The sequence below is a fragment of the Methylobacterium variabile genome (genome assembly GCF_001043975.1).
Classification (GTDB): domain Bacteria; phylum Pseudomonadota; class Alphaproteobacteria; order Rhizobiales; family Beijerinckiaceae; genus Methylobacterium; species Methylobacterium variabile.
Genome location: NZ_LABY01000440.1, coordinates 1 through 1,283, shown reverse-complemented (window position 1 = coordinate 1,283; position 1,283 = coordinate 1). Strand labels below are relative to the sequence as shown.

General features: G+C 71.9%; 1 protein-coding gene. It reads left to right on the top strand.

The window, feature by feature from the left end; genetic code table 11:
* The first annotated feature begins 438 nt into the window (after window positions 1-438).
* Window positions 439-720: a hypothetical protein gene (locus VQ02_RS33745; RefSeq protein WP_048448648.1), complete on the top strand. Its 282-nt coding sequence runs from the start codon at window positions 439-441 to the stop codon at window positions 718-720.
* Window positions 721-1,283 lie beyond the last annotated feature (563 nt).

The window sequence follows — 1,283 nt, the reverse complement described above, 5'->3', positions numbered from 1 at the left end:
CGCGGGCCGAGGCCCGGGCGGGTCCGCGCCGCCGGGCGCCGCGCCGATGCGCCGAAGGCCTCGGCCCGCGCCGCCTCGATGGCGAGGCGTCGACGGCATGACGAGCCGCGCCAGCGGCCGAAGTCGAGACGCGGCTCATCCCGACGGCACCTGCGGAAGGAACCTGCTGGGATGCTGCTCGTTTGAGGTACGTTGCAGTCCTTCAGGGACAGGATACCAGGTCAGGGCCGCGTCGGTACGGCCGCTCCGGCAATCCCGCGACGTGGTGCGAAATGTCACCGCGGCGTCGCGTCCGCGTGTTTACCGTTTTTTGAAACGGACACGCTTCGGCCGCGCAACTCTTCGAGCGTTCGCGACTTATCCATGGCAAGAGAGAGCGGTCCAGAGCCACCTCGCCGGACATTGCCGCTCGGCACTCAACCGATGGGAACACCGATCATGCGTGCGCGTCCCTGCGCCCGACTGCCACTGCTCGCCCTCCTGGCCACCCTGGCCACGGGCGTCGCGCCGCTCAGCGGCAACGCCGCCCCCGCGGTCGACAAGGCGCCGAAGGCCGGATCGGGGACGACCCGCGACGTGGCGGCGACCGCGAGCGTCGCCGCGACCGGCGTCACCGCGACGGCCGCCGAGGCGGACGACGCCCAGTGCACCACCGCCCGCAAGCGCCTCTTCGTCGACGGCGAGGGCTGGATCGTGCGCCGGGTCACCACCTGCCGCTGACCGCATCGGCAGGACGGTTCTCGGGAGGCCCGCTTCGATGAGGCGGGCCTTTTTCGCTCGATGCGCTGGGAGATGACGTAGGCGATAGCCTGCATGCTCATGGCGGGAAACCGGCAAAGGGGGGGAGCGTTGCGCCGCGAATCCTGTCCGGATCCGGGCGCGAAGGCCCGACGCCGCGCGAGCAGGCGCGCGCAGCGGGCGGGCGGCGATCGGGAGAGAGGGCTCTTCCAGCAAAGCGCAGCCGTTCGCCAAAAACGGCTCGCGCCGCGGCGGGACGGGGGCGCACGCCCGCGCGCTCCCCGAGGGGAGGCGCGGCACGGCGGGGTCAGGAAGAGCGAGGAGGGTCAGGCAGAGGCGGGCCGCGGATGGGCGGCAGGCGGCCGCATGGGGGACCGGCAAGTGGAGCACGGCGAGAAGGGGGTTGGAGTCCGAGTGCGAGCCGCGCAGAGGAGGCTGCACCGCGCCGTCATGAGCGGAACTGATGTTGGCCCGTTTTCGTGGAGTGGTGATCAGCTTGCGGGCGATGGGTCCGCCAGCGTCTCCTCGTAGCGGATCGGCGAGCG

What these genes read in the sequence shown, in the direction of transcription:
- VQ02_RS33745 (WP_048448648.1), top strand. Translation starts at nt 439, where the DNA reads ATGCGTGCGCGTCCCTGCGCCCGACTGCCACTGCTCGCCCTCCTGGCC.